The sequence below is a fragment of the Acinetobacter sp. ASP199 genome (genome assembly GCF_022700675.1).
Lineage (GTDB): Bacteria > Pseudomonadota > Gammaproteobacteria > Pseudomonadales > Moraxellaceae > Acinetobacter.
This window is the reverse complement of the sequence record NZ_CP062182.1, coordinates 2887553-2909536: the sequence shown is the minus strand read 5'-3', so window position 1 is coordinate 2909536 and position 21984 is coordinate 2887553. Positions and strand designations below refer to the sequence as shown.

26 protein-coding genes are annotated in these 21984 nt (G+C 42.7%); 16 read left to right on the top strand and 10 right to left on the bottom strand.

Translation table 11 applies throughout. The annotated features are described in order from the left end of the window. The first annotated feature begins 15 nt into the window (after nt 1-15). Both IHE35_RS13980 and IHE35_RS13975 read left to right on the top strand, forming a co-directional pair. Nucleotides 16-1446: a glycoside hydrolase family 19 protein gene (locus tag IHE35_RS13980; protein ID WP_242788181.1), complete on the top strand. Its 1431-nt coding sequence runs from the start codon at nt 16-18 to the stop codon at nt 1444-1446. Next, entirely contained in the window at nt 1443-1835 is a 393-nt protein-coding gene (locus IHE35_RS13975) for a hypothetical protein (RefSeq protein ID WP_242788180.1), read from the top strand. Before IHE35_RS13980 ends, IHE35_RS13975 begins: the two co-directional genes overlap by 4 nt. A 69-nt stretch (nt 1836-1904) precedes the next feature. On the opposite strand, the gene IHE35_RS13970 is transcribed toward IHE35_RS13975, so the two are convergent. After that, nucleotides 1905-2825 (bottom strand): Dyp-type peroxidase, encoded by a 921-nt coding sequence (locus IHE35_RS13970; protein ID WP_242788179.1) that lies wholly within the window; start codon nt 2823-2825, stop codon nt 1905-1907. Between the two features lie 158 nt (nt 2826-2983). On the opposite strand from IHE35_RS13970, the gene IHE35_RS13965 reads away from it, so the two are divergent. Further along, complete coding sequence (locus IHE35_RS13965) at nt 2984-3607, top strand: LysE family transporter (RefSeq protein ID WP_071320819.1); 624 nt, start codon at nt 2984-2986, stop codon at nt 3605-3607. 90 nt (nt 3608-3697) lie between these two features. Then, complete coding sequence (locus IHE35_RS13960) at nt 3698-4018, top strand: pyrimidine/purine nucleoside phosphorylase (protein WP_242788177.1); 321 nt, start codon at nt 3698-3700, stop codon at nt 4016-4018. 10 nt (nt 4019-4028) lie between these two features. Here the strand turns inward: IHE35_RS13960 and IHE35_RS13955 are convergent, their stop codons facing one another. From IHE35_RS13955 to IHE35_RS13940, 4 genes are read right to left on the bottom strand one after another with little or no spacing between them, the layout of a single operon-like run. Beyond that, nucleotides 4029-4511 (bottom strand): DUF523 domain-containing protein, encoded by a 483-nt coding sequence (locus IHE35_RS13955; RefSeq protein ID WP_242790027.1) that lies wholly within the window; start codon nt 4509-4511, stop codon nt 4029-4031. 3 nt (nt 4512-4514) lie between these two features. Then, nucleotides 4515-5315, bottom strand: a complete 801-nt coding sequence (znuB, locus tag IHE35_RS13950) for a zinc ABC transporter permease subunit ZnuB (RefSeq protein ID WP_242788175.1) — start codon at nt 5313-5315, stop codon at nt 4515-4517. A gap of 3 nt (nt 5316-5318) precedes the next feature. Beyond that, nucleotides 5319-6101 carry a zinc ABC transporter ATP-binding protein ZnuC gene (gene znuC / locus IHE35_RS13945; RefSeq protein ID WP_242788174.1) on the bottom strand — a complete coding sequence of 261 codons (783 nt, stop codon included), beginning with the start codon at nt 6099-6101 and terminating at the stop codon, nt 5319-5321. Beyond that, nucleotides 6083-6580 (bottom strand): transcriptional repressor, encoded by a 498-nt coding sequence (locus IHE35_RS13940; protein ID WP_242788173.1) that lies wholly within the window; start codon nt 6578-6580, stop codon nt 6083-6085. Before IHE35_RS13940 ends, znuC begins: the two co-directional genes overlap by 19 nt. Before the next feature lie 138 nt (nt 6581-6718). Between IHE35_RS13940 and IHE35_RS13935 the strand changes: the two genes are divergently transcribed. From IHE35_RS13935 to IHE35_RS13885, 11 genes are all read left to right on the top strand, one after another. Continuing rightward, nucleotides 6719-7555: a zinc ABC transporter substrate-binding protein gene (locus IHE35_RS13935; protein WP_242788172.1), complete on the top strand. Its 837-nt coding sequence runs from the start codon at nt 6719-6721 to the stop codon at nt 7553-7555. A gap of 173 nt (nt 7556-7728) precedes the next feature. Then, a complete protein-coding gene (locus IHE35_RS13930) occupies nt 7729-8127 on the top strand; it encodes an ATP synthase subunit I (RefSeq protein ID WP_004814246.1) in 399 nt (132 codons plus the stop codon). A 103-nt stretch (nt 8128-8230) separates the two neighbouring features. Continuing rightward, nucleotides 8231-9106 carry a F0F1 ATP synthase subunit A gene (gene atpB, locus IHE35_RS13925; RefSeq protein WP_004644859.1) on the top strand — a complete coding sequence of 292 codons (876 nt, stop codon included), beginning with the start codon at nt 8231-8233 and terminating at the stop codon, nt 9104-9106. Nucleotides 9107-9189: 83 nt separating this feature from the next. Beyond that, the gene (gene atpE, locus IHE35_RS13920) at nt 9190-9435 is read left to right on the top strand and encodes a F0F1 ATP synthase subunit C (RefSeq protein WP_000424060.1); all 246 of its coding nucleotides are present in this window, start codon (nt 9190-9192) and stop codon (nt 9433-9435) included. A gap of 39 nt (nt 9436-9474) precedes the next feature. Further along, nucleotides 9475-9945, top strand: a complete 471-nt coding sequence (locus IHE35_RS13915; RefSeq protein ID WP_004814248.1) for a F0F1 ATP synthase subunit B — start codon at nt 9475-9477, stop codon at nt 9943-9945. Nucleotides 9946-9957: 12 nt separating this feature from the next. After that, nucleotides 9958-10494, top strand: coding sequence for a F0F1 ATP synthase subunit delta (locus IHE35_RS13910; RefSeq protein WP_242788171.1), 537 nt, complete (start codon nt 9958-9960; stop codon nt 10492-10494). Between the two features lie 46 nt (nt 10495-10540). Continuing rightward, nucleotides 10541-12085 carry a F0F1 ATP synthase subunit alpha gene (atpA, locus tag IHE35_RS13905; RefSeq protein WP_004814250.1) on the top strand — a complete coding sequence of 515 codons (1545 nt, stop codon included), beginning with the start codon at nt 10541-10543 and terminating at the stop codon, nt 12083-12085. Nucleotides 12086-12173: 88 nt separating this feature from the next. Continuing rightward, nucleotides 12174-13043: a F0F1 ATP synthase subunit gamma gene (gene atpG, locus IHE35_RS13900; RefSeq protein ID WP_004814251.1), complete on the top strand. Its 870-nt coding sequence runs from the start codon at nt 12174-12176 to the stop codon at nt 13041-13043. A 30-nt stretch (nt 13044-13073) separates the two neighbouring features. After that, nucleotides 13074-14468 carry a F0F1 ATP synthase subunit beta gene (gene atpD / locus IHE35_RS13895; protein WP_004780710.1) on the top strand — a complete coding sequence of 465 codons (1395 nt, stop codon included), beginning with the start codon at nt 13074-13076 and terminating at the stop codon, nt 14466-14468. Nucleotides 14469-14494: 26 nt separating this feature from the next. Next, on the top strand, nt 14495-14914 hold the full coding sequence (locus tag IHE35_RS13890) for a F0F1 ATP synthase subunit epsilon (RefSeq protein ID WP_004780711.1): 420 nt from the start codon (nt 14495-14497) through the stop codon (nt 14912-14914). A 336-nt stretch (nt 14915-15250) separates the two neighbouring features. After that, on the top strand, nt 15251-16627 hold the full coding sequence (locus tag IHE35_RS13885) for an NAD-dependent succinate-semialdehyde dehydrogenase (RefSeq protein ID WP_242788170.1): 1377 nt from the start codon (nt 15251-15253) through the stop codon (nt 16625-16627). A 134-nt stretch (nt 16628-16761) separates the two neighbouring features. Here the strand turns inward: IHE35_RS13885 and IHE35_RS13880 are convergent, their stop codons facing one another. The 3 genes from IHE35_RS13880 to IHE35_RS13870 all read right to left on the bottom strand — a co-directional run bounded on the left by IHE35_RS13880 (nt 16762) and on the right by IHE35_RS13870 (nt 18649). Next, nucleotides 16762-17352, bottom strand: a complete 591-nt coding sequence (locus IHE35_RS13880; protein ID WP_242788169.1) for a hypothetical protein — start codon at nt 17350-17352, stop codon at nt 16762-16764. A gap of 160 nt (nt 17353-17512) precedes the next feature. Continuing rightward, complete coding sequence (locus IHE35_RS13875; RefSeq protein WP_242788168.1) at nt 17513-17890, bottom strand: RcnB family protein; 378 nt, start codon at nt 17888-17890, stop codon at nt 17513-17515. A gap of 213 nt (nt 17891-18103) precedes the next feature. Beyond that, a complete protein-coding gene (locus IHE35_RS13870) occupies nt 18104-18649 on the bottom strand; it encodes a glutathione peroxidase (RefSeq protein ID WP_242788167.1) in 546 nt (181 codons plus the stop codon). A 224-nt stretch (nt 18650-18873) separates the two neighbouring features. Between IHE35_RS13870 and IHE35_RS13865 the strand changes: the two genes are divergently transcribed. After that, a complete protein-coding gene (locus IHE35_RS13865) occupies nt 18874-19773 on the top strand; it encodes a DMT family transporter (protein WP_242788166.1) in 900 nt (299 codons plus the stop codon). 437 nt (nt 19774-20210) lie between these two features. On the opposite strand, the gene IHE35_RS13860 is transcribed toward IHE35_RS13865, so the two are convergent. Together IHE35_RS13860 and dprA are read right to left on the bottom strand one after the other, a co-directional pair. Continuing rightward, nucleotides 20211-20786 carry a Sua5/YciO/YrdC/YwlC family protein gene (locus IHE35_RS13860; RefSeq protein ID WP_242788165.1) on the bottom strand — a complete coding sequence of 192 codons (576 nt, stop codon included), beginning with the start codon at nt 20784-20786 and terminating at the stop codon, nt 20211-20213. A gap of 40 nt (nt 20787-20826) precedes the next feature. Then, nucleotides 20827-21966, bottom strand: coding sequence for a DNA-processing protein DprA (gene dprA / locus IHE35_RS13855; RefSeq protein WP_242788164.1), 1140 nt, complete (start codon nt 21964-21966; stop codon nt 20827-20829). Between the last annotated feature and the right edge of the window lie 18 nt (nt 21967-21984).

Genomic DNA, 21984 nt, shown 5'->3' with positions numbered 1-21984 from the left:
ACTTCAAAAGGGATAGTGACAACTTTATTTAAAATTATAGATAGTAAAGAGAAAATCCTGATAAATTTCCCAGTAACCTCTCGTCCTAAAGGAAGTCAAAAGTCATTTGAGCGTAATTCAAATGAACAGGGCATTGTAGAAGTCCTATCTTCACCTAATCGAGATATTGAAATTTTGGTTTTAACTTCGAATGATGAATTTACTTTAAAAAGTTCTGTTAACTCTGGGAATGGATCCCAAATACCAATAATAATTAAACTAGATGAACCTTATGAAAATTTTAAAAGTCTCTCAAATTTCAAAATAGTAGACAGGTTAGGAAATGACTACAATATTGAAAATACTAAAATTGAAATCTTGTATTTAGAAAGTGGAATAAAGAAAGTTTCAAATACTTCTAATGGAAAATTTTCACTTCAAAGTATGGTTGGAGAAAAAGTAAAGATTACAGTATTTAAACCAGATGGAAAGCGTTTAGAAGCCAATAATTATTACTCTAAAAGAATGAAAGAAGATTCTAATAAATTGGAATTAGACGTGGATATAACAGGAGGCCAAACCTCAGTAAATAAACCCGAAATAGAAAAGGACTTAAAAGTTAATGAATGTGCCTGTAATAGAGATATTATGGAAGAAGAATTCAAAAAAGTAACAACTAGTGTTACAGCTATAAGCTTTCTTAAATATTTAAATCAACAGTTTAAGAAACTTAATATGAATAACTGTTTGGAAAAAGCCCATTTTATAGCACATACACTGCATGAAACTGCAAGCTATTCTCTAATGGAAGAAGGATTAGCTGGTAAATCTGAAAGTGAAGTTTATGATGGTTATAAAGGAAGGGGATTAATACAAATAACTTATAAAACTAATTATGAATCATATGGGTTGGCAGTGAATGAAAATTTTTTAGGAAATAATAGGCATAGAATTGCTAGAGAAAAACAACATGCTGTAGGTTCTGCAGTTTGGTATTGGCATCATTCTAAAGCTGGTAATTTAACTCCTCATGCAATTAATAATGATCTAATAGCAACTTGTGCATTAATTAACGGAGGATATAATGGATTTGATGATAGAGAAAAATATCATAAAAGAGCTATAGTAGCTTTTAATATAAAGAAATGTAGAAACTTGGATAAAAAAGTAGTAGCTAATCTTGAGTATTATACAAAATTTGAAAATAGTTATATTTATGCTAATAAAATAGGAGAAAGTTTTGGGTGGGGATTATGGAATGATCCTAAGGGATATAAAAAAGGAAAATTAAAAAGTGCTGAAGAAGCCAAAAAAGGATATCAGAGATTTCTAGAAATGAGTAAAGATAAAGAGTTTCCTTTTGGATATAATAAAGATAAAAAAGGTAATAAAGTTAGTAGAAAGAGATATGGTTACACTGCAAATTCTGCAAAATTATTAGCTAAAAAGAGAATAAAAGAATTATGAAGAAAATTATCGCCATATTTTTTGCTCTAACTTCATGTTCAAATGTTCAATCTAATGAAAAATACTATTGCTTGGCAAGCGATAATAAATCAATTATATTAGTTTCTAGTCGTTATCCCGAAATTGATTCTATAAAATATTATCCCTATTTAAAAAATATTAAAATTTCAAAACCTATAAAAGAAAAAAGTATTGATATGGGAGATAATGCTAAACCAGAAATTTATAGAACTATGAATGAAATGATTAATGGAAAAATAACAGGGAAATATACTTTCATGTCGCAAGGTTATCTTCTTTATAATGTGGAATATTTTAGTTTAAAAACTAAGAAAAAAACTTTCTTTGAAAAAAATGATTTAAGAATTAAAGGTATAAATTGTATTTAATTAAGATATGCAATTGATGATAGTAAATTAAAAAGATTAGGGCTAATTGATATCAATTAGCCCTATTATTTACCCTTCCAAAACCTCTTCCAGCAACTCCTCACTTGGTGCAAAGTAATACGCACCATCCATTGGAGTCACGAAATGTAGCAAGCGGTCATGGAGCCCATCGCCTGATGTACCAAACATGCGTACTAACATGGCATCAATGATTTTCAGGTCTTTGGTATAAGCAATGAAGAATAGACCTTGGTCACCACGACCATCTCCATAAGGCAGAGAGTGGCGTAGAATTTCCATTTCCTCGCCTTCCTCATCTTCAACGACAGTACGAGCAATGTGAGCATTGGCAGGTTTTACCTCATCCTCGAGTTCAATCGATTCAAGTTTGGTACGACCCATGACTTGTTCTTGAGCATCGACTTTGAGTTTTTTCCATTTATCCAGGTTATGCGCATAACGCTGCGCAAAAATGAATGAACCGTCTTGGAAAATGCCAGCATCTTCACCGAGTAAAGCTACTTCAGCACGATCATCCGGAAATTGCGGATTTTCAGTCCCATCAATGAAACCGGTAATATCACGGCCATCAAAGTAACGGAAACAAACACGTTCATCTAATACTTCAACCTGATCGCGAATACCTTCGAAGAAAGACTGACTCAAGGCGAAACAGATATCAGCACGCGCACTGGCAATATGAATCAGTACATCAGCGGGAACCACAGGCATATTAAATGAACCTTGAATTGGCTCTAATTGTTTAAAACCAGCAGGGGCCTGTTCATACAGTTTTGACCAGAGTTCAGGACCAAAAGCGACAGCCGTTTTAATTTGCGCATTCGGATGTTGGGTAATCAGGCGATCGCGTGTCGTAAAGAGCTGTTCTAATCGTTCCTTAAAATCTTCAATACTGAGATCTTTCAGACGTAAAACAATAAAGCGAGCATGATCTGAAGGTAATGGTAAAATTACAGATTGGGCTGTCATTCATGGCTCCTGTAATAAAAATTCCTGTATTTAATCGCATTATTGTGCCTGAAGCCATACAGGGTGAATAGTATTCAGATTAAATTTTAGCGAGATTTTGATCTGAATATATTTGAAAAGTCATATAATACGCTTCAAATTTTCTATCGAGCAGATTCATGTCCTATCAAGTTTGGTTTGCCTACATGCTGGCCTGTTGGGTGATTAGCATTTCCCCGGGTGCGGGCGCCATTGCTTCGATGTCGAGTGGCCTAAATTACGGTTTTCGACATGGCTACTGGAATGCTTTAGGCTTGCAGCTGGCCTTGCTGGTTCAAATCGCCATTGTCGCTGCCGGGGCAGGGGTACTGTTTGCGACATCACCTTGGGCATTTCTGCTGGTAAAATGGTTTGGCGTGGGTTACCTGCTTTATCTGGCATATTTACAGTGGACTGCGCCGATGCAGTCGATTGAGATTCAGCATGAGTTAACCCGTAAGTCAGCTGGGAAACTGGTATTGCATGGTTTTCTTGTGAATATGAGTAATCCAAAGGCAATTGTGTTCCTGCTTGCGGTATTGCCACAGTTTCTGGATCTGTCCAAACCTCAGTGGATTCAGTATGTGATTATGGCAGCAACCATGGTCACCATTGATCTGATTGTGATGGCGGGTTATACCGGATTGGCAGCGAAAGTTTTAAGATTATTGACATCGGCAAAGCAACAAAAAATATTAAATCGCAGCTTTGCCGTACTGTTTGCCTGCGCTGCAACCTTGCTCAGTTTGGTGCATCAGGCATAAACGTAAAGGCGGATTACACAAAAATAAAAACAATGTGATGTCGCTAGCTTTTGAATACAAAACATAAAAATAATAAAAAGAGGTATTCCTATGTCAGGCCAATTTGACTTCGTGTCTATTATTAAAAAGCCAACCATCCACGAGTATGGCTGTTGTATTAGTCATTGTATTCAGCTTCCAGATGGTACCCAAAAGACTCTCGGTGTGTTTTTACCGACAGAACAGCCGATCGTATTTAAAACTGCTGTAGCAGAACGTCTGGAAATTATTGCGGGTGAATGTCTGGTGCAGATCGGTGAGGATGAGCATTATCAGCGTTATGTACCAGGACAATCTTTCTATGTACCTAAACATAGCCGGTTTAAACTGTTATGCAGAGAAGTCGTGGATTATGTCTGTCACTTTGAATAGGGCAGTCAATTTACTCAGGTCGCACTTTTAGCTGCTGCAAAAACTCATGTTCGGTCATCACCATAATGCCGTGTTGTTGCAACAGGGCAGCAGTAACGCCTTGACCTTGAATTTTTGTCCCAGTGAATGATCCATCATAAATCAGGTCACTGCCGCAGGATGGGCTGTGAGCTTTAAGGATGGCATGTGTGACCTGAAATCTTTGAGCAAGATCTAAAGTGGCATAGGCGCCTTGAATAAAAGCTTCTGAAACGTCTGTACCATTTATATCTACGACATTAGCTTGATGCAGCAGCACATCGCGACCATTACCAGATTGAATCTCGGCAGGAGGGCGGGGGATGGCTAAACCACCGCTAATTTCAGGACATAGACTGACATATTGATCAGGTAGTAGATGTTGCAGCAGTTCCTTGAGCAGGCAATCCTGTCCATCGTAACGGACTTTATGACCGAGCAAACAGGCACTAATCAAGTAGCGTTTGCTCATGATGACTTAACTCAGTTTCTTAAACTTCTGTACACAGAAGATCAGGGCAAACAGCACCGACATGGTGAGTACAATGGTCAGGCCGGTTGAAGTATTTAGCCCTGCACTTGACCATAGGCCAATCGTCACCCCAATCTGAGCAATTACAAAAGCCCAGATCACCATTTGTTTCGGTGAATTTGCCAGCAGGCGAGCCGTCAGTGCTGGAATGACCAGAAGTGCACCCATGAGTAATGAACCTACCGCTCGAAGTGCCAATACGGTAAACAGTGCCAGTAACAACATAAAGATCAAGCGTTGTAATTTGGCATTCACGCCTTCACTGATAGCCATGTCGGGATCAATGGCAATCTGGATCTGTGCCTGCCAGCTTTTATAAATCACAGCCAGTGCAACAATAATCACCACAGCAAAAGTGGGTAAATCATTCCAAGAAATGGTCAGCAAATCACCGAATAGATAACTGAGTAGTTCTGGTCTTAAACTTGGTAAATGTTGAATGAACAATAAGCCTGAACAGAGCAGGGTGGCTGAGCAGAGTGCAAGCAAAGCATCATTTGGTAGGCGAGGATCGTACAGCACCCACAAAATACCAACCAGCAACAGGGCAATAAAGGTCACACCCATCCACAGCGGCAGGCTCATGGCACCAGCAATGGCAACACCCAGTAAAGTACCATGTGCCATGGTATCGGCAAAAAAAGACATCCGACGCCACAGCATCAAACAGCCCAGCGGAGCGGTCAGAAACACCAGTAGTGTTCCCATAATCCATGCAGGTAAAAGGAGTTGTAACCAGTCCATCATGGCTTAAGCTTCCGGCTCGGGGTGAATATGCGGTCGTGCATCATGCTGACAAGGGGTCGCGGAGTCACCATGGGCACAGTGATCATGATGATGCTGATAGAACACCCGATTGGTGCCAAAGATCGCCTGATATTCTGGATGCTGTTGGACACTTTCCGGTAGGCCGCTACAACAGATATGTTTATTCAGGCAAACTACACGATGGGTGCCTTGCATCACCCATTGCAGATCATGCGATACCATTAGAATGGCACAGCCATATTTTTCTGGCAGGCTGCGCACATATTCATACAGTTCGGCTTCAGACTGAATGTCCAAACCTTGCATTGGCTCATCCAGAACCAGAATGTCCGGTTGTCGTAATAAGGCACGAGCCAATAGCACACGTTGACGCTCACCGCCAGAAAGCTGTTGAACTTTGGAATTTTCCAGCTTGGCAATGCCAGTATCGCGGATAATTTCAGCTTTTATATCTGAAGGGCATTTTTCCAGTGCCAGCAGATCTTTAACCCGTAGAGGCAAACTATGCGAAGGATTGAATTTTTGTGGTACGTAGGAAAATTTCAGCTTGCGCGCCGTCTTGATCTCACCCGATTTCGGTTTCACGATTCCGAGCATCACCTTGATCAGGGTAGATTTGCCAGCGCCATTGGGACCTATGAGCGTGATGATTTCCTTTTCTTCTAAGGAAAAGTCTACGGCTTTTAAAATGTCCCGCTCATCAATATTGACCCAAATTTTGGAAAGTTGAATCAGCGGTGTGGAAGTTAGGCTTTGTTTCGACACTGCTGACAGATTCCTGAAATCTCAATGATGCTGTGATGGGCACTGAAACCATCTGAGTTTGCCAATGCATCCAGCTGATCCAGCAAGCCTTGTGCCGAAGCTTCTTTTACGGCTTTGCATTCAGTACAAATCAGGAAAGCGGCTTGATGGCCTTCACGCGGATGACAACATGGAATATAGGCATTAATAGAAGTCAGACGATGAATAAAGCCTTTTTCTAATAAAAAGTCGAGCGTGCGATACACCGTCGGTGGCGCTGCAGGGCGATCACTATTATTTTTAATCTTGGCCAGCAGGTCATAGGCACCCATTGGACCTGAGGCATTTAAAATCAGTTCGAGTACTTCCTTACGCAAGGGCGTAAGTCGCGCACCAGTTGCCGCACACAGGCTTTCCGCTTCAGCCAGGCGTTGCTCCACGTTTGGATGATCGTGTACGCCGTGCAATGCGTTGTGGTGTTCGTGCGAACAGGAACCCATAGTTCACCTCAAGTGCGAAACTGAAAATAAAAGAATTTTAAATCTTACCATGAAGCGTTATCAGTTTCGATCAGGCATAGGTATTTTTGCGAATTTGTTATAATATAACACTTAGTATTTTTACCGCGATTTTCTCTCATGTCCCGTTTCTTTGCGTTTTGTGCCCTGGCTTTATTGAGTACCCTTAGTTGGTCACAAAGTCTGGTAGTATCTACGCATCCGATTTACCTGATTGCCAAGAAAATTACCCATGGGGTAGAACAGCCAACTTTATTATTGGCCAATCAGACCGGACATGATGTCAGCCTGACCCCGGCGCACCGTAAAACTATTCAGGATGCGGGACTGGTCATCTGGTTGGGACAGGCGCATGAAGCACCTTTGACAAAAGTACTCGAAGAAAGTAATAAAAGTATCGCAATTTTGGATTCCAGCATTATTAATGCGCTACCTATGCGTAATCCACGTGGTGAAGCATTGAAAAATACGGTTGATACGCATGTCTGGCTTGATCCAAACAATGCCGTGCGCATCGGTTTCTTTATTGCAGCACTGCGTTCCCAGCAAATGCCACAGTATCGTGAAACTTACTGGAAAAATGCCCGTGACTTTGCACAAAATATGCTGACGACAGCACAACGTTATAGTTCCACTACCAAACCACGTCCATATTGGTCATATCATGATGCCTATCAATATCTGGAGCGTCCGCTGAACCTGAAGTTTATGGGGGCGCTAACGGATGATCCGCATGTGTCACCTACTGTGGCTCAGATCAAGTTCCTGCAGGATACCCGCGCACAGAGCAAAATGTGTCTGCTGGCTGAAGGTCATGCCAATGCCAATCAGTACAGAAAACTGAACCCGGTAGTTTTCCAGCATGTAGACGAAAGCATGAGTGGGGCAGGGGACTTTATCCAAGGCTGGCAGCAATTAGCTGATCAAACGAGCAAATGTGTGCTAAATTCTCGATAATGATTAAAAAGTGATCGAGTTTTGCTTAGTTTAGAAACGATTGAACCGTCGAATTTTTCAAAGCTAAACTCGGGAAAAGATTGCATGTTAAGGGGTGTAACTCTATAATGCCTGCGATTAAAAATAATCATCAGCTAAACTTGTCAAGCATGATTGCTGTGAGTGAATAAATAATGAGCCGAACTAGTCGCTTGATTGACCGACGATTAGCGAAAGCTTTAGTCATCTTACAAGCAGTAATGATACCCGTTTCAGCGTTGTTGGGTTGGGTTCTAAAGGACACAACCGCAGCCTTGAGTGCAGCCTTGGGTGCATTCGTATGTTGGTTGGCGACCTGCTACTTTAGCTGGCAGTCGTTTCGTGCTGCGGGCGCGCGAGCTTCCAAACAAGTTCTATCGAACATGTATAGGGGCATGCTCGGTAAGTTTGCAATTGTGATTGTTGGTTTCATTTTGATTTTAAGCAATGTCAAGCCGTTATCCCCGGTTGCATTGTTTTGTGGTTTTATACTCGTTCAAGCCATGTCGTGGGTCGCTCCATTTTGGGTGTCACGTCTACAAAGACGAGTTTAAGCGCAGCAAAAATTGAAAAGTTTTTCAGGAGCAGGCGAGATATCAAGCAGCACGCGATATTCGTTTGTTCTATTAGTTTTTTGACATTGACCAGGTGTGATTTATGGCTGCTGAAGAACATGCCCTTACTTCGACCGAGTATATCAAGCATCACTTGACCAACATGACCTATGGCAAAATGCCGGACGGAACATGGAAATTGGCCGAGAGCGGTGCTGAAGCTCAACAGATGGGGTTCACTGCTATTCACTTGGATTCAATGGGTTGGTCTATCGGACTAGGTCTGATTTTCTGTTTGTTGTTCTGGTTGGTTGCGAAAGCAGCTAATGCTGGTGTTCCTACCAAGTTCCAGTCAGCGATCGAAATGATTATCGAGTTTGTAGATTCAAGTGTACGTGATACCTTCCACGGGAAGTCTCGATTAATTGCACCCTTAGCATTAACCATTTTCGTGTGGATTTTCCTCATGAACTTGATGGATTTAATCCCTGTTGACTTTATTCCTTATGTAGCTCAACACGCGATTGCTTCTATGCTGGGTGTAGACCCTCATCAGGTTTACTTTAAAATTGTTCCGACTACAGATCCAAACATTACCCTAGGTATGTCTATTTCTGTATTCTTCTTAATTATTTTCTATAGTATTCGTGAGAAAGGTGTTGGCGGCTTCGTTGGTGAATTGGCACTGAACCCATTTAACCCAAGTAATCCAGTTGCTAAAGTGCTTTTAATTCCATTCAACTTATTGTTGGAATTAACTACTTTCTTGGCGCGACCAGTTTCATTGGCTCTCCGACTTTTCGGTAACATGTATGCGGGTGAGTTAATCTTCATTCTTATCGCGTTATTACCGTTCTGGATCCAGTGGGCATTGTCTGTGCCTTGGGCGATTTTCCACATTTTGATTATTACGCTACAAGCATTCATTTTCATGATGTTGACTATCGTGTACATGAGTATGGCAAGCGAAAAGCATTAATGGTATTGCCTAACTGTCACGGGATGGTTGGGCACAATTTTTTAACTTAAATTTGGTATAAACCTAACCTCTGAGGAATTATCATGGAACTCACTTTAGGTCTAGTTGCAATTGCATCTGCTATCTTGATCGCTTTCGGTGCTTTAGGTACTGCGATTGGTTTTGGTCTTCTAGGCGGCCGTTTCCTTGAAGCTGTAGCTCGTCAACCAGAATTGGCTCCACAACTTCAAACTCGTATGTTCTTAATCGCGGGTCTTCTTGATGCTGTGCCTATGATCGGTGTTGGTATTGGCTTGTTCTTCATCTTCGCTAATCCATTTGTAGGTTAATCAGCTTAATTCCGAAATTCACTATTTGAGGAATTTGCAATGAATATCAACCTCACATTGTTTGGCCAAGCGATTGCGTTTGCGATTTTCGTCGCATTCTGCATGAAGTTTGTATGGCCACCACTAATCAATGCGATTAGTGAACGTCAGCGTAAAATCGCTGATGGCTTAAATGCTGCTGAAAAAGCGAAGGCTGACCTTGCAGATGCGCAAGCACAAGTGAAAGCTGAACTGGACGCGGCAAAAGCACAAGCGGCTCAATTGATCGAACAAGCGAACCGTCGTGCAGCGCAATTGGTAGAAGAAGCTCGTACTCAAGCGTCAGCTGAAGGTGAGCGTATTCGTCAACAGGCTAAAGAAGCTGTTGATACTGAAATCAATTCTGCTCGCGAAGAATTACGTCAACAAGTGGCTGCTCTTGCAGTTGCTGGCGCTGAGAAAATTCTTAGCCAGCAAGTTGACGCAGAAGCTCACAATGCCATGCTGACTCAGCTGGCTGCTAAACTTTAAGAGAGGCGGATTATGGCTGAACTCTTGACGTTGGCACGCCCTTACGCTAAAGCAGCATTTGCTTACGCTTCTGAGCAAAGTGCAACTGACTCTTGGTCAACTGCGCTTGAATTGCTCAGTGCTGCGGTGCAAGACGAAGCATTTTCAGCTTATCTAAATCGCCCTGAGTTGACACCTGCTGAGCAGGTGGCACTTTTTGCTAAAGTTTTAGGCGAAGACCAAACGCCTGCAGTGTCAAACTTTTTGACAATGCTTGCTGAAAACGCACGTTTGGCTTTGCTTCCTGAAATTCAAGCAGAATATGAACAGCTCAAATCACAGAATAACAATACTGTGGATGTTGTAATTGAATCAGCATTCCCATTGACTTCTGTACAGGAACAACTTCTTGCTCACGCATTAGAGAAAAAATTCGAAGCGGCGGTAAATGTTTCTGTAGAAGTTAAACCAGAGCTTATTGCTGGTGTAGTTATTCGTGCAGGCGACCAAGTGATAGATGATTCTGCGCTTAATAAGCTTGAAAAAATGCGTACTCGTCTTCTAGCTTAATTGCATATAAGAAGACTGAACTTTAAAAAGATTGAGGTATAGCGCAATGCAACAACTGAATCCATCCGAGATCAGTGCGCTCATTAAACAGCGTATCGGCGATCTGGACACCAGCGCGACCGCTAAAAACGAAGGTACCATTGTTATGGTATCCGACGGTATTGTGCGCATTCACGGCCTTGCTGATGCAATGTACGGTGAAATGATCGAATTCGACGGCGGCTTATACGGTATGGCACTGAACCTAGAACAGGATTCAGTGGGCGTCGTTGTTTTAGGTAACTACTTAAACCTTCAAGAAGGTCAAAAAGCGCGTTGCACAGGTCGTGTATTAGAAGTTCCGGTTGGTCCAGAACTTTTAGGCCGTGTAGTAGATGCTCTTGGAAACCCGATTGATGGTAAAGGCCCAATTGATGCAAAACTGACTGATGCTGTTGAAAAAGTAGCACCAGGCGTAATTTGGCGTCAATCAGTGGATCAACCTGTACAAACTGGTTATAAATCAGTAGATACAATGATCCCAGTAGGCCGTGGTCAACGTGAGTTGATCATTGGTGACCGTCAGACTGGTAAAACAGCTATGGCGATCGATGCGATCATCGCTCAGAAAAACTCTGGCATTAAATGTGTATACGTAGCAATCGGTCAAAAACAATCGACTATCGCTAACGTTGTGCGCAAGCTAGAAGAAACTGGCGCTATGGCGTATACAACTGTTGTAGCAGCAGCGGCAGCGGATCCAGCAGCAATGCTTTTCCTTGCTCCGTACTCAGGCTGTACAATGGGCGAATACTTCCGTGACCGCGGTGAAGATGCGCTTATCATTTATGATGACTTGTCTAAACAAGCTGTAGCATATCGTCAAATTTCATTGCTTCTTCGTCGTCCACCAGGTCGTGAAGCTTACCCAGGTGACGTGTTCTATCTACATTCACGTCTACTTGAACGTGCTTCTCGTGTATCTGCTGACTACGTTGAGAAATTCACTAACGGTGAAGTTAAAGGCCAAACTGGTTCATTAACTGCATTGCCGATTATTGAAACTCAAGCGGGTGACGTATCTGCATTCGTACCAACAAACGTAATTTCGATTACTGATGGTCAGATCTTCCTTGAAACATCATTGTTCAACGCGGGTATTCGTCCTGCTGTGAACGCGGGTATCTCTGTATCTCGTGTTGGTGGTTCTGCGCAGACTAAAGTCATCAAGAAATTGTCTGGTGGTATCCGTACGGCACTTGCACAGTACCGTGAATTGGCAGCGTTTGCTCAGTTCGCTTCTGACCTTGACGAAGCAACTCGTAAACAGCTTGAACACGGTCAACGCGTAACTGAGCTTATGAAGCAAAAACAATATGCTCCATACTCAATCGCTGACCAAGCTGTATCAGTTTATGCATCTAACGAAGGCTATATGGCTGACGTAGAAGTGAAGAAAATCGTAGACTTTGACGCTGCGTTAATTTCTTACTTCCGTTCAGAACATGCTGCAGTTATGCAAAAAGTTGACGAGACTGGTGCTTGGGACAAAGATATCGAAGCTGAATTCAAAGCGGGTATTGAAAAGTTCAAAGCGACTCAAACTTACTAATTTAGCAACTTGCTAGATTAGTGTTGGTTTGGTTCACGGAATCAACCTTCGAGGGCTCGAAAGGGCCTTCGAATACTAGGTTAAGCGTATGGCAAATTTAAAAGAAATTCGCGCCAAAGTAGCTAGTATCAAAAGCACGCAGAAAATTACTCGCGCGATGCAGATGGTAGCAGCTTCTAAGATGCGTCGTGCGCAAGAGCGCATGGCTCAAGGCCGTCCGTATGCCGAAAATATGCACCGTGTAATTGCTCACTTGGTTCAAGCGAATCCTGAATACAAACACCGTTATATGGTTGAACGCCCTGTGAAGCGCGTTGGCTATATCATCGTGTCATCAGATCGCGGCCTTGCTGGTGGTTTGAACATTAACCTGTTCAAGAAAGTGGTAAAACACGTTCAACAGCAACAAGAGCAGTCAATTGAAGTTCAATTTGCTTTGATTGGTCAAAAAGCGGTTTCGTTTTTTAAAAACTACGGCGGTAAAGTACTTGGTGCGACCACTCAAGTGGGCGACACTCCAAGTCTTGAACAGTTATCTGGTTCTGTACAGGTGATGTTAGACGCTTATGATAAAGGCGAGTTAGATCGTATTTATCTAGTATCTAACGGCTTTGTCAACGCCATGACTCAAAACCAAAAGATCGAACAGCTTGTTCCTTTAGCAGCTGCTGAAGAAGACAAGACGCTTAACCGTCAATACGGTTGGGACTACATCTACGAGCCTGAAGCTGAAGAGCTTTTAAATGGCTTGTTGGTTCGTTACATCGAGTCTGTGGTGTATCAAGGTGTGATCGAAAACATCGCGTGTGAGCAATCTGCTCGTATGGTTGCAATGAAAGCTGCAACGGATAACGCGGGTGACTTGATCAAGAACCTGCAACTTATTTATAACAAGCTGCGTCAAGCCGCGATTACTCAGGAAATTTCTGAGATCGTTGGTGGTGCCGCTGCCGTTTAACATATATTAGTTTGAATTGAGGAGACAGCAATGAGTAGCGGTCGTATCATTCAGATCATCGGCGCGGTTATCGACGTCGAGTTTGAACGTAACAGCGTTCCTAAGATCTATGACGCTCTCCAAGTTGACGGTACTGAAACTACATTAGAAGTTCAGCAACAACTTGGTGATGGCGTAGTTCGTACTATTGCAATGGGTTCTACTGAAGGCCTTAAGCGTGGTTTGAACGTAACTAACACAAATGCGCCGATCTCTGTACCAGTAGGTACAGCGACTCTAGGTCGTATCATGGACGTTCTTGGTCGCCCAATCGACGAAGCTGGTCCTGTTGCAACTGAAGAGCGTTTACCAATTCACCGTCAAGCGCCTTCTTATGCAGAACAAGCGGCTTCTACTGACCTTCTAGAAACTGGTATTAAAGTCATCGACTTACTATGCCCGTTCGCGAAAGGTGGTAAAGTTGGTCTGTTCGGTGGTGCCGGTGTTGGTAAAACTGTAAACATGATGGAGTTGATCAACAACATCGCTAAAGCGCACTCAGGTTTATCTGTGTTCGCTGGTGTTGGTGAGCGTACTCGTGAAGGTAACGACTTCTATCACGAGATGAAAGACTCTAACGTTCTTGACAAAGTAGCAATGGTCTACGGTCAGATGAACGAGCCACCAGGTAACCGTTTACGCGTAGCGTTGACTGGTTTGACTATGGCTGAGTACTTCCGTGATCAAAAAGACGAAAACGGTAAAGGCCGTGACGTACTATTGTTCGTTGACAACATCTATCGTTATACACTAGCGGGTACTGAAGTATCAGCACTTCTAGGTCGTATGCCATCTGCAGTAGGTTACCAACCAACACTTGCAGAAGAGATGGGTGTTCTTCAAGAACGTATTACATCTACTAAGTCTGGTTCTATTACGTCAATCCAAGCGGTATACGTACCTGCCGATGACTTAACAGATCCATCGCCTGCAACTACGTTCGCTCACTTGGACGCAACTGTTGTATTGAGCCGTGACATCGCTTCTCAAGGTATTTACCCTGCGATCGATCCACTTGACTCTACTTCACGTCAGCTTGATCCACTAGTAGTAGGTACTGAGCATTACGAAATCGCTCGTTCAGTTCAAAACGTTCTTCAACGTTACAAAGAATTGAAAGACATTATCGCAATTCTTGGTATGGACGAATTGTCAGAAGAAGACAAACTTACTGTATACCGTGCACGTAAGATCCAACGTTTCTTCTCTCAACCGTTCCACGTAGCTGAAGTGTTTACTGGTGCTCCTGGTAAACTTGTGCCGCTTAAAGAAACGATTCGTGGCTTTAAAGGTCTTCTAGCTGGTGAATACGATCACATCCCAGAACAAGCGTTCTACATGGTTGGTGGTATTGACGAAGTGATTGCTAAAGCTGAGAAACTTTAATTAGTTCCCTAATTTAGGAGATTCTCATGGCGACTATGCAATGTGACGTTGTAAGTGTTCAAGAGTCTTTGTACTCAGGCACTGTAACTATGCTAATTGCTAAAGGTGCTGGCGGCGAGTTAGGTATTATGCCTGGTCACGCTCCGCTGGTAACTTTGCTCCAACCTGGCGCGATCCGCGTTATTTTGGAAAACGGTACAGAAGAATTAATCTATGTATCTGGTGGTGTTCTAGAAGTTCAACCGCATGTTGTTACGGTTCTTGCTGATACAGCAGTCCGTGCAGAAAACTTGGATGAAGCTGCAATTATTGAAGCGCGTAAACACGCTGAACAATTGCTCGCAAATCAAAAGAGCGATTTGGACTCTGCTGCTGCTTTGGCTGCTCTTGCAGAAACTGCTGCTCAGCTGGAAACGATCCGCAAAATCAAAAACCGCGCAATGTAATTGCTGGTTTAAGATTGAAAAAACCACCCGAAAGGGTGGTTTTTTTATTGTAAAAAATTCAGTTTGAATCTACTTATCTTATAAGTCTAGTAAAAAAAGTAGTCGCTTGTTAGACCTGTTAAATAGCTTTTTAACCCACCCGTATAATTATATTTTGTACCACTCGATATAACTTTTACCCTTTCTCAGTAATGTTTTGAACCAATCTGTAAGCAGGCACACACCATAAAAAAATCAATGCTAAGTTAAGTGATTAACCCGGATGCAAGCTTGTTTGAGTCGATGTAATGAAGTCGAGAACAAGCAAAACTTATAATTTGAAGAAAAGGGAAAGTCATGGCATATCAATCTATTAACCCATTTACCAATCAAAAATTAAAAGACTATCCGCCACATACAGATGAGCATATACAAAATGCGCTGGATCAGGCAGAACAGATTCTCAAGTCAGAGTGGCCACAACAGATTGATCAACGTATTGAAGTGCTGAGAAATGTCGCGCAAAAATTACGTGAACAAAAAACCGAGCTGGCTAAGCTTACTACTCTGGATATGGGTAAGCTGATTAAACAGAGTGAAGGTGAAATCGAATCTTGCGCCAAAATTGCCGAATACTTTGCTGATCATGCCAAAGAGTTTCTAGCTCCAGTGTCTTATGAAACGGAACTGGGCGAAGCCTGGGTAGAGCATCATCCTCTAGGTGTTGTGATGGCAGTTGAACCGTGGAATTTCCCGTTCTATCAGCTAATGCGGGTCTTTGCACCAAACTGTGCAATTGGCAATCCGGTCCTGGCCAAGCATGCTGGCATTGTGCCGCAATGTGCCGACGCTTTTGAAAAGCTGGTGCTGGAAGCAGGTGCACCAAGAGGTGTCTGGATTAACCTGTTTATCAGTTCTGTTCAGGTTCAAGATATTATTGCTGATCCGCGCGTACAGGGTGTGGCCTTGACAGGTTCAGAAGGTGCCGGAAGTGCTGTGGCCGAGCAGGCGGGTAAATACATTAAAAAATCTACCTTGGAACTCGGGGGGAATGATGTCTTTATTGTGCTGGATGATGCCGATCTGAAAAAAGCCATCAAAATTGGCTGTCAGGCCCGGGTGAATAACACTGGGCAGGTATGTACTGCCGCCAAACGTTTTATTTTGCATGAGAAAATCGCTGATGAATTTAAGGCTGGTATGCTGAAAGCTTTTCAGGAATTAAAAATTGGTGACCCACTTGACCCTGAAACGACACTGGCGCCCTTATCATCGGCTGATGCGCTGGAAAAACTGACCAAGCAGGTCGATAAGGCCGTAGCGCATGGTGCCACTCTGCTGACAGGTGGTAAGCCCATCGAGCATGCAGGTAACTTTTATGAGCCAACCATTCTGGAAAATATCAGCCGTGATAATCCAGCCTGGTATGAAGAATTCTTTGGCCCGGTTGCCCAGATTTATGTCGCCAAGGATGAAGATGAAATTGTCTCGATTGCCAACGATTCGCACTATGGTTTGGGCGGTGTGATTCACTCTCAAGATATCGACCGTGCCAAAAAACTGGCTTCACGTGTAGAAACCGGCATGATCTGGATCAACTGGTATACCGATACTGCTCCAGAGCTGCCCTTCGGCGGTATCAAAAATTCTGGTTATGGTCATGAATTATCGATCGACGGTTTCAGAGAATTTACCCAGAAACGTTTAGTCGTCGTCAAAAGTCCTAAAGAATAATGATTTTTCTGTCTTATTCTTTTAGTAAGGAAGTGGCTTTCTAGGCCACTTCTTCTATCAATCTATATTGAATATTAATCAACCAGTCTGGCGACTGGTTGATGAGGGAACTTAGGTCATCTAGAAAACGGAGATCAGCTTTCCTGTTCTGTCGCCTCAGACTGTTGATCAGGAATCATCATTGCGGCCAGCTTGATCATTTCAGACTGGATATTTCCCATCTGTTTTTCCAGCTTCTGGAAATCCACCTGGCTGAAATCCATTTGTCCATTCAGGAAAGGAGATGCCAATGCCTGCTGGTTAGCATTCATCAGGTTGCTACGTACCTGGTCGACTTCCTGACTCTTCAGGTTTAAGCCACTCAAAGTCTGGTTAAAACTTTTTAACTGCTGCTGTAACTGTATTGCAGCACTCTGCAATTGAGAAGTATCTTTTTCATTGACCGCAGTTTCCAGTTCAGTCTGGGTTTGCTTCAGCTGAGTCACATAATCACCGGCCTTTAACTGCAAATCGGCCACATCACGTACGATATAGAACATATTGCCACTTTTAAGGTCTGCAGAAGACTGCCGTACTTCAGCATTTTCTGCTACTACATTCTGTTGGTCCGGTTTCTCAGTATATGACGCAGGGGCAGAGACCTGATCACAGCCCAGCAAACTCAATGCACCTGCAAAAAGGGCAAAAGGTAATACGCTATTTTGGAGAATTTGCTTAGATTTCATTGGGGTGCTCATCATTCACTGCTTACAGACTTTAATATAGGGATGAAATTTGTAGAAAATACGGAGAGTTGCAAATGAATAACAAAAAAGTCTCACTATAGATATTCAAGCATAAAAAAAGAGCGCTGAAGCGCTCTTTTTTCACCGAGGAGGGCAGGGTTTAAGCTGCGATAATTTTAATTATCTTATCGTTAATCATGTTCATCAGAATATAGTCGCCATTTACTTTAATCCATTGCTGGTTTCTACCCGGTTTGCTGAGTCGTTTATATTTGCTGTGATCCACTTTATAGATTTTGCTTTGGTATTGGTTTGGGACTTTTTGACCTACTTGCCAATCACGTGATGGATCAACTTTTTTATAACCCTGTTTATGCTGTTGAGCTGGATGCTTATTTAACTGATGGTGTTGAGGTGCATGATGATGCTGAGCATGCGACTTATGGGGTTGATGATGATCTTGAGGCGCAGCCATGGCTGGAATAGCAACCAGTGCAGTTGAGATCGATAAAACAATTGCTTTAACCAGCGTTTTCATACTTCACCTTTCATTAGGGCGGTTTGTTTGTGTATGCACTCATCATAGGCCGGTAGAGGTATTTGAAATTGAAGGGATTGTAGTGGAAATATTAAAATCTAGAAGAAAAATGGAAGAAGTAAACTGAATAATTTTATTGGTATAAATATCTGTTTTTAATTAAAAAATGTAAGCATCTCTAACTATGGGAGATGCTTACATTACTGTTACAAATTATTTAGCCAGTTCGGCATTAATTGCATCGACGATACGTGGATCATCTGCGCTAATGTCCGGTGCAAAGCGGGCAACGACTTCACCGTTTTTATTGACCAGGAATTTTTCAAAGTTCCAGAGCACTTCAGGTGGCTGGTTCGGAGTCAGGCCATAATCCACCAGATCTTTCCACCACGGGCCTTCACCAGTACGTTCAGGAATCGCCTGGGTTAAAGCAGCATATAAAGGATGTTTTGCTTCACCAACGACCGGAATCTTAGCAAATAATGGGAAATCAACCTGATAATTCACTGAACAGAATTCCTGAATTTCCTTCTCGCTACCGGGCTCTTGCGCCAGGAAATCATTTGATGGGAAACCTAGAATCTCTAAACCTTCAGCTTTTTTCTCGTTATATAGCTTTTGCAAGCCTTCATATTGTGGAGTCAGGCCACATTTAGATGCCACATTGACGATAAGCAAAACTTTGCCCTGATACTGGTTTAAAGTGAATTCTGCACCCTGAATGCTTACTACTGGAATGTCGTAAACTGAAGTACTCATATGAAGTCCTGTTTTTGATGTGTTTATCCTGTCGGATGTTGTAACGGGTATTCCAGCTGAGTACAAGTGAAAACATGTAGAGCAGCCGGATAAATTTAAATCCATGCATTAATTTTGCGTGAAAAATCAATTATGCTTGCGCTGCACGATAACGGTGTTGAATTGAAAGCGACTTGGCTTGGATGTGCAGACAATGCTGAACCCTACACTTTATGGATGAGTATATGACACGGCAACACAAGGTAGTGTGGTGGGCATTTTTACTGCCATTGGCAGCAGTGCTGATCTGGTCATTGAACATGACCGTGAATCGCTATGTGGCTGACTACATTTCACCCGTAAGTATCAGTTTTTATCGCTGGATTCTGGCTCTGCTCATCCTGACGCCGTTTGTTTTACCGCAGGTAATACGTTCCTGGTCCAGTATTCGGCCTTATCTGGCTAAGCTGGCTGTACTCAGTGCTTTGGGAATGGTGTTGTATCAAGGTCTGGCTTATACCTCGGCACACTATACCACTGCGACCAATATGGGGCTAATCAATGCCTTTATTCCGGTCTTTACCATTATTGTCGGTATCTTTGTCCTGCATGTTCGTCCCGCAGTGAATGCAGTAATTGGCAGTCTCTTGTCGATCTGTGGTCTGATGTATGTCATGGCGCAGGGGCAGTGGGGGAATTTACTGAATTTTGGTGATACCTATATCGGTGATGTATTGATGCTGATCGCGGTATTCTTTTATGCCTGCTATGGGCTTTTTCTAAAGAAATGGCAGATACAGATCCCCTTAATCCAGAGTCTTTATATCCAGATCTGTTTTAGTGTTTTACTGCACATCCCGATGATTTTATGGACTGGCTTGGATGCTATCAATATTAATAATGCTGGCAGTATTATTTATGCAGGGATTTTTCCATCGATTGCTGCGCCATTTTTATGGATGATGGCGGTGCAGATGCTCGGGCCAAATCGCAGTAGTATTTTTATGAACCTGATGCCTGTCTTTACCGCACTGATTGCGTATGTTTGGCTAGGCGAGTCTTGGACGGTTTATCACACCATGGGTGGTCTGGTGATTCTGGTAGGGATTTTCCTCGCACAATACACACCCAAACAGAAGGCATAAATGGGAATTTCATTTTATAAAATTAAATGTTGATTAAAAAATAATCAAACAATCATCTGTATTTAATTGAAATAGACGGTAAATCTGTAAAAATTAAATGTAAAAATAAATGGTTAAAATTGACCTTTAGTTTAAAACTGGAACAAAAATAGCGGGATATTTTGAATTTTGATCAAATACTCCAAATTACTAATATGAAAAATATATTAATAATAACTTTTATTATATTTGTTGTTGGGCATGCTTTCTCACATAATACGCCCATCAAGAGTGATACTTCAGAAATTTTCCTGATATATCAATCTTCCAGAGATTTTGAGACCCTCTGGATGTGTTTGCACATCCTTTTTTATGCTCAGCCATCCCTATATGGCTGAGCTTTTTTTTGTCTTAAAACTTTAGTCGGACTTGAAAAAAACCAAAAAATGGACCCGTGCTTAAGCGCGGATCACTTCACCGGTTACGGCATCAATAATTTTGCTAGGTTCCTGACTTAATCCTAAATCACCATTCAAGTAGTTCAGGCTTTCAGATTCTTTAAAGTACTGTTTTGCGTCCTGCAGCGAAAGTGCCGGAGTTAGACCTGCCGGATTGGCACTGGTCGAAACGATATAGCCCCCAAAAGCCTGACATAAAGCCACGCATAAAGGATGGGTAGTGACACGGACCGCAACTTTGGGATGATTACCTTTAATCCAGGCCGGAATATCTTTACTGGCAGGTAATAACCAGGTGGTTGCACGTTCGGATAAGCTGCGGTTGGTCCATGAAGCAACAACACGTTCGCGGATTTCTGGTGTCAGTGTTTCTAGTAAAGGCTCTACCTGAGAAATATGTCCAGCAAGTAGAATTACGCCTTTTTCAATTGGACGCTGTTTTAGTTGCAGAATCTGGTGAAATGCCTGTTCGTTGTGAGGGTCACAGCCCAAACCCCAGACAGCCTCTGTAGGGTATGCCAAGACTTGTCCTTGTTTCAGGAATGTCGCTGCTTCGGCAACAGAGGTGGTGATCATGTATATACCTTTTAAAAACAACAAACGGTTATTGTGAACCTTATTTGCCTGTACGACAACGTAGAAACATGCCGGCTTGCTGTGTACTGAAACCGAGTAATTCCAGTTCCATCAACTGTGCTGTGATTGTGGAAACATCCTGGCTGAGTTGCATGCTGATCTGATCCAGATCCTGTCCGATCCAGTCGAGCTGATTGTAGAGCGCAATCAGGTGTGCTGGAATCTGGATCAATTCGGGCTCACTATTTTCGGCTTTAGAAAATTGTTCGGCTGCCTGCCATTGGGTGGCTAATGCCAGATCTTCAACCACCTGTTGTGGATGATCAATCAAAATTGCACCTTCGCGGATGAGCTGGTGACAGCCTTTATGATTTTCACTATAGATATGTCCAGGAATCGCAAACACGGTTTTTCCTTGTTCGGCAGCCAGTTTGGCTGTGATGAGCGAGCCACTTTTCAGGGCAGCTTCAGCCACAATAACCCCTAGACTCAGTCCACTGACAATACGGTTACGCCGTGGAAAATGATGTTGCAGAGGTGGAGTACCAGGCAGAAACTCTGTAATCACCGTGCCGCCTTGTGCAATGATCTGTTCTTTTAATGGCTGATTTGTTGCCGGATAAGTTTGATCCAGACCCGTGCCCATCACTGCAATTGTACGATGCTGCTGCAGAGCTGCCCGATGTGCCGCTTCATCAATGCCTTGAGCCAGTCCACTATTGATATAAAAACCCTGCTCACTTAAGTAATAAGCAAAATCATAAGCCATCTGACGGCCGTGGTGGCTCGGTTTGCGGCTACCGACAATCGCCACTTGCGCCTGTAATAAACTGTCGGCCTTGCCCTGACCAAATAAAATCGGCGGTTTATCTGCATAGTGACTCAGCTGTTGCGGATAGTCCGGTTCATCATGCAGCAAAATAAAGTCGCAATTTTTCTGAATTTGTTCCAGACAACATTGAAACTCGTGCTGGGAATCTTCGCAGTTGAAATCCTGAAGCCGCTGGATATGATTTTTATGAACCCCAAGTTTTAGCCAAGTTTCGGCTTGATCCGGCTGAACAGCATCAGCAAGATTTTCATAATATTCAGATAAGCGATAGAAACTGGTGAGGGAATGCTGGACTACATGCCATAAGCGAATGTTGTCCAGTTGAGTCGTAGATAACGAATTCAACATATTGAGACCTATCTTGCG